This window comes from uncultured Escherichia sp., from assembly GCF_948475835.1.
Lineage (GTDB): Bacteria > Pseudomonadota > Gammaproteobacteria > Enterobacterales > Enterobacteriaceae > ECMA0423.
This window is the reverse complement of sequence record NZ_CAOLGM010000151.1, coordinates 1-9226: the sequence shown is the minus strand read 5'-3', so window position 1 is coordinate 9226 and position 9226 is coordinate 1. Positions and strand designations below refer to the sequence as shown.

At 50.5% G+C, this 9226-nt stretch carries 12 protein-coding genes and 1 tRNA gene; 3 read left to right on the top strand and 10 right to left on the bottom strand.

Annotation, left to right across the window (positions count from 1 at the left end; all coding sequences use genetic code 11):
- From QZF50_RS20895 to holD, 7 genes are all read right to left on the bottom strand, one after another.
- The coding region (locus QZF50_RS20895; RefSeq protein ID WP_290388972.1) for a patatin-like phospholipase family protein at positions 1-249 on the bottom strand (249 nt) is incomplete at its 3' end.
- Between the two features lie 121 nt (positions 250-370).
- Entirely contained in the window at positions 371-532 is a 162-nt protein-coding gene (locus QZF50_RS20890) for a DUF1328 family protein (protein WP_000490275.1), read from the bottom strand.
- Positions 533-658: 126 nt separating this feature from the next.
- Positions 659-1264, bottom strand: coding sequence for a molecular chaperone OsmY (gene osmY, locus QZF50_RS20885; protein WP_001295748.1), 606 nt, complete (start codon positions 1262-1264; stop codon positions 659-661).
- 392 nt (positions 1265-1656) lie between these two features.
- Complete coding sequence (gene prfC, locus QZF50_RS20880) at positions 1657-3246, bottom strand: peptide chain release factor 3 (protein ID WP_000175943.1); 1590 nt, start codon at positions 3244-3246, stop codon at positions 1657-1659.
- Between the two features lie 90 nt (positions 3247-3336).
- Entirely contained in the window at positions 3337-4014 is a 678-nt protein-coding gene (gene yjjG, locus QZF50_RS20875) for a pyrimidine 5'-nucleotidase (RefSeq protein WP_000870700.1), read from the bottom strand.
- 14 nt (positions 4015-4028) lie between these two features.
- Positions 4029-4475, bottom strand: a complete 447-nt coding sequence (gene rimI, locus QZF50_RS20870) for a ribosomal protein S18-alanine N-acetyltransferase (protein WP_001092465.1) — start codon at positions 4473-4475, stop codon at positions 4029-4031.
- Positions 4444-4857 carry a DNA polymerase III subunit psi gene (gene holD / locus QZF50_RS20865; protein ID WP_000204018.1) on the bottom strand — a complete coding sequence of 138 codons (414 nt, stop codon included), beginning with the start codon at positions 4855-4857 and terminating at the stop codon, positions 4444-4446. The genes rimI and holD overlap by 32 nt, the downstream gene beginning before the upstream one ends.
- A gap of 102 nt (positions 4858-4959) precedes the next feature.
- On the opposite strand from holD, the gene rsmC reads away from it, so the two are divergent.
- Positions 4960-5991 carry a 16S rRNA (guanine(1207)-N(2))-methyltransferase RsmC gene (gene rsmC, locus QZF50_RS20860; RefSeq protein WP_001272319.1) on the top strand — a complete coding sequence of 344 codons (1032 nt, stop codon included), beginning with the start codon at positions 4960-4962 and terminating at the stop codon, positions 5989-5991.
- 267 nt (positions 5992-6258) lie between these two features.
- Positions 6259-6345: transfer RNA gene (locus QZF50_RS20855), tRNA-Leu, on the top strand.
- Between the two features lie 38 nt (positions 6346-6383).
- Here the strand turns inward: QZF50_RS20855 and QZF50_RS20850 are convergent.
- A complete protein-coding gene (locus QZF50_RS20850; RefSeq protein ID WP_001350028.1) occupies positions 6384-6620 on the bottom strand; it encodes a DUF1435 domain-containing protein in 237 nt (78 codons plus the stop codon).
- Between the two features lie 140 nt (positions 6621-6760).
- Between QZF50_RS20850 and fhuF the strand changes: the two genes are divergently transcribed.
- On the top strand, positions 6761-7549 hold the full coding sequence (gene fhuF / locus QZF50_RS20845) for a siderophore-iron reductase FhuF (RefSeq protein ID WP_000331600.1): 789 nt from the start codon (positions 6761-6763) through the stop codon (positions 7547-7549).
- A gap of 37 nt (positions 7550-7586) precedes the next feature.
- Here the strand turns inward: fhuF and bglJ are convergent, their stop codons facing one another.
- Both bglJ and QZF50_RS20835 read right to left on the bottom strand, forming a co-directional pair.
- Positions 7587-8264, bottom strand: coding sequence for a DNA-binding transcriptional activator BglJ (gene bglJ, locus QZF50_RS20840; RefSeq protein ID WP_001300509.1), 678 nt, complete (start codon positions 8262-8264; stop codon positions 7587-7589).
- Positions 8222-8947: a response regulator transcription factor gene (locus QZF50_RS20835; protein ID WP_000936630.1), complete on the bottom strand. Its 726-nt coding sequence runs from the start codon at positions 8945-8947 to the stop codon at positions 8222-8224. Before QZF50_RS20835 ends, bglJ begins: the two co-directional genes overlap by 43 nt.
- Positions 8948-9226 lie beyond the last annotated feature (279 nt).

Sequence of the window (9226 nt, the reverse complement as noted above, 5' to 3'; positions counted from 1 at the left end):
CATGATGACTTTGCGCGCGTAACCGGGCTGATTGCAGATAAACGCCGAGAGGTTCTGCGCCCCGGCAGATGTGCCGAGATAAAGATCGAAAGGATTAAACTGCGCGCGCATAAACTCATCCAGCACGCCAGCCGTGAAAATTCCACGCTGTCCGCCGCCTTCGCACACCAGAGCTATTCGTCCAGGCTGGAACGGCCTTAGCGACAACGGCGCAATATTACCAAGCGTTACAGGTATTCGCTGCCCCACCTCTGCCTTCCTGTTTTTGTTGTGAAAGAATGACAAAGTAACGCAATTTATTATTCGCTAAAACCGCAAAAGCCAGTCCGCTGGACTGGCTTTGGATAAAATTTTCTTAATGGTCTGAAATCTAGGGTCGTTTTCGGCCCATGAACAAACTCACCAGGAACAGAATAATCCCGACGACAAAGACAATTTTAGCTGCGCCTGCAGCGGTACCGGCCAGACCACCAAACCCAAGTGCGGCGGCGATTAACGCGATAACCAGAAATATGATGCCCCAACGAAACATAAGCGTCTCCTTTACCATAGTTAATGTCACCGCTTGATATGAGCGTGAAAATCACTCAATGCGATATTTTTAGTGTGGTGCACATCGCGCCTCCCGACAAAGTTCGGGAGGACGAATTACGACGAATTACTTAGTTTTCAGATCATTTTTAACGCTTTTCACACCATCTACCGCTTTGGCGATACTTTCAGCACGGTCGCTCTGTGCCTGGGAATCGACGGTACCGGAGAGCTGAACCACGCCGTCGGTGGTTTCAACTTTCACATGACGGGAAGGGACGATATCGTCCGCCAGCAGTTTGGCTTTGATTTCACTGGTGGTGGCGGTGTCACCCGCGTAGCCCTTCACCGAGCCTTCTTTAGCGTCGCGAACGTGCAGTTTGTCGCTGACAGAGGTCACCCCTTCAACGCCTTTCGCCACTTTCACTGCCTCTTCGGCCTGAGCCTGGCTTTCAACGAAACCGCTCAGGGTCACGACTTTTTGATCGGTTTTGACAGAGATATCGGTGCTCTTGATGTTGTCATGATCCACCAGCGCCGCCTTCACTTTCGCGGTGATGGCGCTGTCATCCATGAAATTACCGACTTTATTCATAGAGCTATCGACTTTTTGCCCTGCGCTTTCATTGGTAGTCTGTGCGTTGTTTTCCGCGTAGGCAGAGCCGGTCGCGACGGCAGAGGTCAACATTACAGCCAGCAGAGTTTTCGAAATCTTCAGTCTTGTCATAGTCATCGATTTATTCCTGTATGTTTGCTCGTAATTTGAGCCTGGCAACACGAGGTTGCATTGCTGAATAGGGAGAGACTTCACCCTCTACAGAAGTCAATGGTCGCCATCACAAAAGCGATGGGTGATGAATAACGACCATTACAGCCTCTGAATCAGTTATTAATATCGGTAGAATGACAATCGACGGCTTTAGATACTGATATCTACGCATTGAACGGTATTTAACGCCGTCAGAAATGTCATTACTTTGTTAAATATAGATCACAATTTTGAAACCGCTCGGGATATCAGCGAAAACATAAGCAAAAGTGAATGTTTTAAGAACATTCCGTAAGCGGCTAATAAGGAAGGGAAATTGACAGGGCGCAGCGGCTACCGCGCCCTGGAGGCAAGAATTAATGCTCGCGGGTCTGGTGGAACTGAACGTCGGGATAACGTTCCTGCGCCAGGCGCAGGTTGACCATGCTGGTAGCGATGTAAGCGAGGTTATCGCCGCCATCAAGCGCCAGTTGGCTTTCGTTCTTACGCTTGAACTCTTCGAATTTCTTCGCGTCCGCACATTCTACCCAGCGGGCAGTGGCAACGTTGACTGATTCATATACTGCTTCAACGTTGTATTCGCTCTTCAGGCGCGATACCACCACATCAAACTGCAGCACACCAACAGCACCAACGATCAAATCGTTGTTGGAGATCGGACGGAACACCTGCACCGCGCCCTCTTCGGAAAGCTGTACCAGCCCTTTGAGCAGCTGTTTTTGCTTCAGCGGATCTTTCAGGCGGATACGACGGAACAGTTCTGGTGCGAAGTTCGGAATACCGGTGAACTTCATCATCTCACCCTGGGTAAAGGTGTCGCCGATCTGAATAGTGCCGTGGTTGTGCAGGCCGAGGATATCGCCCGGATACGCTTCTTCAACGTGCGAACGGTCGCCCGCCATAAAGGTCAGCGCGTCGGAGATAACCACATCTTTCGCAGTACGCACCTGGCGCAGCTTCATGCCTTTTTCATATTTACCGGATACTACGCGCATAAACGCCACGCGGTCGCGGTGTTTCGGGTCCATGTTGGCCTGAATTTTAAATACGAAGCCGGTAAATTTGTCTTCGCTCGCCTCTACGGTACGGGTATCAGTCTGACGCGGCATCGGCGCAGGAGCCCACTCCACCAGGCCATCCAGCATATGATCAACACCGAAGTTACCCAGCGCAGTACCGAAGAATACCGGAGTGATTTCGCCCGCAAGGAACAGTTCTTTGTCGAACTCGTTAGACGCGCCTTTCACCAGTTCCAGTTCGTCACGTAGCTGCTGTGCCAGATCTTCACCAACCGCAGCGTCGAGATCCGGGTTATTCAGCCCTTTAACAATACGGACTTCCTGAATCGTGTGGCCTTTACCGCTCTGATAGAGATAGGTTTCGTCTTTATAAAGGTGGTAAACGCCTTTAAACAGCTTGCCGCAGCCAATCGGCCAGGTGATCGGTGCGCAGCCGATTTTCAGCTCGTTCTCAACTTCATCGAGCAGTTCCATCGGGTCGCGGATATCACGGTCAAGTTTGTTCATAAAGGTGAGGATCGGCGTGTCGCGCAGACGGGTAACTTCCATCAGCTTACGGGTACGATCTTCAACACCTTTTGCAGCGTCGATAACCATCAGGCAGCAGTCCACCGCCGTCAGGGTACGATAGGTATCTTCCGAGAAGTCTTCGTGCCCCGGGGTGTCGAGCAGGTTAACCAGGCAATCGTGATACGGAAACTGCATCACAGACGTAGTAATGGAGATCCCACGCTGCTTTTCCATCTCCATCCAGTCCGACTTAGCGTGCTGGTTGGAACCACGGCCTTTTACTGTACCGGCGGTCTGAATGGCCTGTCCGAACAGCAGCACCTTCTCGGTGATGGTAGTCTTACCGGCATCCGGGTGAGAAATAATGGCAAAAGTGCGGCGCTTCGCCACCTCTTGCAAATAAGGAGACAACGTCATAATTCTTTCTTCTTGAGTAAGCGGCATCGCGCCGCGCTTGTTGAAAACGAAAAATTGCGGCTATTTTACCCATCAACGGGGGGGAGGCAATCAGTGTTTACACAGGAGCTGCTCCAGTTCGTGCAACGAAGAAACGGTCCAGGTGGGCGCGATGCCTTCTGGTTGCTCGCGATGGTGCGCATTCAGCCAGCAGGTCGCAAGCCCGGCGTTGATGCCACCGAGAATATCGGACTCGGCAGTGTCGCCAACCATCAGCACGCGTGAACGGTCAGGATTGCCCGCCTGTTCCAGCGCATAATCGAAAATTTTCTTATTCGGTTTGGCAACGCCAACTTCTTCGGAAATCACCAGCAAATCGAAGTAATCACGCAGGCCCGTGCGTTCCAGACGCACTTGCTGCAAGGCGCTAAAGCCGTTGGTGATGATGCCGATTTTGGCGTTGCCACGAATGGCGTTAAGCAGAGAAACCGCGCCCGGCAGCGGCGTGCAGATTTCCGCCATCGCATTAATAAAGGCATCGTTAAGCAAGCCTGCTTCAACTTTCAGCCGTTCGGCCCAGCTCTCAAAACGCCCGTGCTGAAGCTGTAATGAAGTGATCGCGCCGTTTTGATAATCCACCCACAGTGGCTTGTTAACGGCCTGATAGTCCTGAAAATCTTCAGCGGTAAAGGTGACGCTGTAATCAAGAAACATCCGCTGCAGGCCGGTGAATGAGTCAAAGGTAAACAGCGTTTCATCGGCATCAAAGAAAATCCAGTCCCACTTCATTATTCCACCTTGTCTTACATACTGATTGGCAACGCCATGATGATGGCGTCTTCGCGACCGTCCGTGGTGGGGTAGTAATTGCGGCGAATCGTCGCCTCGTTAAAGCCTAAACTTTCGTACAGGGCAATGGCGGCAGCATTTGAGGCACGGACTTCCAGCCATAGTGTCGCCACGCCGCGTTTTTCCAGTTCGTCGATCAGATGTTCCAGCAGCACCCTTCCCAATCCCTGACGCTGATAGTCAGGATCGACCGCAATATTGAACAATGTAGCTTCATCCAGCACCACTTGCGTAATCGCAAACGCCGCCATTTTGCCGTTTTGCGTTAACTGAAAGTTGAGATAACGCTCGCCCTGGTTGCTGGCAAAGGTTTTTTCACTCCACGGAAAGGCGTGGGCGCGTTGTTCAATGTGGTAAGCCGCTGGTAAATCAGTCGTTTCGAGGGAAGAAATCGTGTTCATATGTGCAAATTTGTTGCCATAACGCGGCGCGTGCCGTTGGGTTTGCCCGTAATTCGGTGAGCGCCGGTGATGCCACCTGAGCGCCTTCCAGTGATAGCGGTTCGTCAGTACCCAACCGCCAGCTGTTGCAGCGACTGCCTTGCGGCAGCATCGCGATTTTTTCTGGCGTCAGTTGCAGCACTTGATCGGGGCTGACGGTTAATGCGCGCAGAACATCGCTCACTAAAGGATCGGTCAGGGCGGGAAGATCGTTTGCCACCATCACCAGACGGACGTGTGCCGGGATCGCAATGGCAATCTCCCCCTGCAACGCGCCAGGGCGACGCAGCGACCACTGGGTAATGCCCAGTTGCTGTAACTGCCAGTCTCGTCGGGATGTCATAGCGAATCGCTCCTGTTGTCAGGGGCGCAAATATAGCAAATTCGTCGATACCGCGCCAACATATGGCTATAATCGCCGCCAGTATCAATTGAGGAGCATTCCATGTCTGCATTTACCCCGGCAAGTGAAGTCTTGCTGCGTCACAGTGATGATTTCGAACAAAGCCGTATTCTGTTTGCCGGAGACTTACAGGATGACCTGCCCGCGCGTTTAGATACCGCGGCCAGCCGTGCTCATACCCAGCAATTCCACCACTGGCAGGTATTAAGCCGCCAGATGGGGGATAACGCCCGTTTCAGTCTGGTCGCCACGGCGGATGACGTCGCAGATTGCGATACGCTGATTTACTACTGGCCGAAGAACAAACCGGAAGCCCAGTTCCAGTTGATGAATTTACTTTCTCTGCTGCCGGTGGGGACGGATATTTTTGTCGTTGGCGAGAACCGCAGCGGCGTGCGCAGCGCCGAGCAGATGCTGGCAGATTATGCGCCGTTGAATAAAGTCGACAGCGCTCGTCGCTGTGGCCTCTATTTTGGTCGTCTGGAAAAACAGCCGGTATTTGATGCCGATAAATTCTGGGGCGAATACAGCGTCGATGGCCTGACGGTCAAAACGCTGCCTGGCGTGTTTAGCCGCGACGGTCTGGATGTCGGTAGCCAGTTGCTGCTCTCGACGTTAACTCCGCACACGAAAGGTAAAGTGCTGGATGTCGGCTGTGGCGCGGGGGTGCTTTCAGTTGCCTTTGCGCGCCATTCGCCGAAAATTCGTCTCACCTTGTGCGATGTCTCTGCGCCAGCGGTAGAAGCCAGCCGCGCAACACTTGCGGCCAACTGTGTTGAAGGTGAAGTCTTTGCCAGCAACGTCTTTTCCGAGGTGAAAGGTCGTTTTGATATGATCATCTCCAACCCGCCGTTCCACGATGGGATGCAAACCAGCCTGGATGCGGCGCAAACGCTGATTCGCGGCGCGGTGCGTCATCTTAATAGCGGCGGCGAGCTGCGAATTGTAGCGAACGCCTTCCTGCCTTACCCGGACGTGCTGGATGAGACATTTGGCTTCCATGAAGTGATTGCGCAAACCGGGCGTTTCAAGGTGTATCGCGCCATTATGACCCGCCAGGCGAAGAAAGGTTAATTATCTCGCCGAATACCGTGTCGGATGCGGCGTGAACGCCTTATCCGACCTACAAAACCTGCACGTTAGCCCTTCGTAGGCCAGATAAGACGCGCCAGCGTCGCATCTGGCATCTGCCCCCGCATGCCTACCAAACCTGCACGCTAGTTTCCTGATGGACATTTTTCCAGCAATTACACCTCCGGCGATAATTAACTATTGACGAAAAGCTGAAAACCACTAGAATGCGCCTCCGTGGTAGCAATTCTTTTTAAGAATTGATGGTATGCGAAGGTGGCGGAATTGGTAGACGCGCTAGCTTCAGGTGTTAGTGTCCTTACGGACGTGGGGGTTCAAGTCCCCCCCCTCGCACCAATTATCTTTACTTCCTTTCTTGTTTCTTCCTTGATTTTTCATCCCTGATTCAAATTCATTATCATCAGCATGATGGCAGCAATAAGCGCCAGGCACGATGGTAGCAAAACGTAATGCCGTAACTGTTTGTGATACAGCATCACCGACGTCAATACTAATCCCATCAGAATGACAATCCGCCACTGATCCGGTGATAAATCCGCATACATCAGCCCTGCAATCAGCAATCCTGGCAGCAACACTCCCCAGCCACTGCCCAGCGTACGTTGCAACATGGTTTCATCTCTTTCATTGATAATGATAACCAATATCATATGATAATTTTTATCATTTGCAAGCCAGAGAAATCCCTTGCTATCGGGTAAACCTATCGCTAGGATTAGCAATCATTATCATTTAGATTACTATCCCGATTATGGCCTATCGTTCCGCACCGCTCTATGAAGATGTTATCTGGCGAACGCATCTCCAGCCACAGGATGCTGGGCTTGCACAAGCCGTACGTGCGACGATCGCCGAACATCGTGAACATTTGCTGGAGTTTATCCGCCTGGATGAACCCGCTCCGCTTAACGCCATGACGCTGGCGCAATGGTCATCACCGAATGCGCTAAGTTCTCTACTCGCGGTCTATTCCGATCATATCTATCGCAACCAACCAACGATGATCCGCGAGAACAAACCGCTGATCTCACTATGGGCACAATGGTATATCGGCCTGATGGTGCCACCATTAATGCTGGCGCTACTGACGCAGGAAAAGGCATTAGATGTGTCGCCGGAACATTTCCATGCTGAGTTTCACGAAACCGGCCGTGCCGCCTGTTTCTGGGTCGATGTGTGTGAAGATAAAAACGCAACACCACATTCGCCGCAGCAGCGAATGGAAAGGTTAATCAGCCAGGCGCTGGTTCCGGTTGTGCAGGCACTAGAAGCGACCGGAGAGATCAACGGCAAACTTATCTGGAGTAATACCGGTTATTTGATCAACTGGTATCTTACTGAGATGAAGCAACTGCTCGGCGAGGCGACGGTTGAATCGCTGCGCCATGCCCTCTTTTTTGAGAAAACGCTCACGAACGGTGAAGATAATCCACTCTGGCGTACCGTGGTACTGCGCGATGGCCTGCTGGTGCGCCGCACTTGCTGCCAGCGTTATCGCTTACCGGATGTGCAGCAATGTGGCGATTGTACGCTGAAATGAAAGCACTGCCGGGGAAGTAAACCCGGCATAATGCGGATTAATAGGGATGCAACACATTACTTGCTTCGCAATGCCGCATACATAACAGAATATCTGCGGCCTCCAACAACCCTGCATCAGAACTGACGCCCAGTTTCGACATCACATTAAATTTATGTGCACGGATCGTTTTGATATTGCGTTTAAGCTGCTCGGCAATTTGTGTCATTGAGTAGCCACGCGACATAAAGCGCAATATTTCTCTCTCCGTCGGGCTTAACGTCCGGCTTTGGTTAATGTACCACTGATTGTTCAGTCGGTCGGTCGCCTGACGTACACCATTTAATGACAAAAAGAGTTCCTGATGAAAAATCTCCAGCGTTGACGCTTTACTTAATACACCGTCCAGCGGTGATGGCGACAATGAACCAATCAGCCGAGCTTCAATATCATCATCCGCAATAACTAAACGCCGGGTACGCGGAAACTTAATCGCCAGTTCAGTCAGGCAAGATAATCCCTCTCTGCGCTCACTTCTCATGGCAGAAAAAGAAAAAATGACCGCCGCAAATGAGATCCGCGACATGGCATCCTGAAATGACTCCTGACTGGTATAGGTATGGAGCTTATAAGGGTTACCCGCAAACTTTCTGAATAAACTCTCAATACCGATACTGCTCATGACGCATTTTTCTATGAGTGCGACATTTCTCTTCTTAATTCGGCTGTGTTCCATTCTGCGGCATCTCCATAAACAGAAGGCAAGTTAAGTTCTCTTGCACCCTGCGCGCTATTTATCCATGCATACATTTCAGCGTTGCTGTGAATTGCCAGTCGACGCATCGCACTGTTTTTTTGGGCGCTGATAGTTTTATTACTTTTCTTAAGCAATGAAGCTATCTGGTTGATGCCCCATCCTTTACCTAATAGCCGCAGTACCTTGCGCTCTGAAAGAGTGAGAATGACGGAGCGATAGCTAAAATCATGAGTTTCATTCATTGCCGGAGAGGTCAGCATGGCGCTGATACGCTCTGCGTGCGTATTGCCGGAACGTACGGTCTTGACCAGATTCTCAATGGGTTCAACATCAGACAATAACGTCGCCGTAGGGCACATGAGCAATTCTACTGCCTGGGAATACCAGGAGCGTGACACCATGAAAACCCAGTGAATTTCCCGATATTGTGAGATTAAAGAATAATAATGTTCACAAACAGAACGTGGATCTTCACTTTCACCGGCTAAATCAGCAATGACTAATCCGGAACGACGTAATTGTAATAAGGTAAGGTCCTCCGCAGAGGCGCTGGATATTATTTCATATTCAGGGAAGTGAGTCCTCATGACCTCTTTTAGCCCTGCTTGCATAACAGGTATTTTACTGATAACAATTCCATTTTTGCAGCATCCTGGCAACATATTTCCTCCACATCCACTGTCTAAAAATTATGATGGTTTATTCAGGATATTCATTCCTTAAATGTTTCCAGCAAATTAATAGATTAAGCGAATAAATTATCCTTAGCATTCACTTTCATATCAGCATACTCCTGCTGCACAACAACTCCACTGCATGTGTCAGAAGGTTAGCATCAAATGATAACCTGGTGAAATAGCCTGGAGACATTTAAAATATCTACATTAAGTTGTTAGGAATACTTAATGAAAAACAGAAATCACATTCATTTAATTTATAAT